Source organism: Vibrio sp. 1249-1, from assembly GCF_033340495.1.
In genome coordinates this window covers 1-569 of sequence record NZ_JAWOWJ010000928.1, presented here as the reverse complement: position 1 = coordinate 569, position 569 = coordinate 1, and the positions used below count along the sequence as shown (strand labels likewise).

Annotated in this window: 2 protein-coding genes; both read right to left on the bottom strand. The window is 44.6% G+C overall.

Annotated features, from left to right (window positions below):
* On the bottom strand, positions 1–72 hold a 72-nt coding region (locus R7Z50_RS29740), incomplete at its 3' end, for a hypothetical protein (protein WP_318150047.1).
* Positions 73–123: 51 nt separating this feature from the next.
* A partial coding sequence (locus R7Z50_RS29735) for a phosphatidate cytidylyltransferase (protein WP_318150046.1) occupies positions 124–569 on the bottom strand: 446 nt, incomplete at its 5' end.

Genomic DNA, 569 nt, shown 5'->3' with positions numbered 1-569 from the left:
GTTTTGTTCAACCACTTTTAAGGTGCTTGCACCTATTGAGCCTGTTGCACCAAGAATCGTTAACTTTTGCATGATGTAAGACCGTTAGAAAAATTCAGGAGCGATGAAGCCGCTCCCGATAAATTAGAATACGTAGTATAGAAGAGCAAAGACTGGAAATGCAGCAGTCAGGCTATCGATGCGATCTAATACGCCACCGGGGCCTGGAATGATGTTACTGCTGTCTTTGATGCCAGAAACACGCTTAAACATGCTTTCGACTAAATCACCTAATACAGAAATCACGACCGTGATCAACGTAATGATGATCATATGAATTGGGCTCGTGAACTGGATATTGAACCAATCGGCAAACAACCAGCCAACAATCAGTGCCGCGATGATACCGCCAATAAGACCTTCAATCGTTTTGTTTGGGCTAACATGTGGTGCCATCTTGCGCTTGCCTAAACTTTTACCAGCGACGTAAGCACCGCTGTCTGCAGCCCATACCAAGAAGCAAACGTACATTACGAGCTTTGCACCGTGGTATGGATCTACCCAAATGTCTGAGGCTCTTAGAATGATTA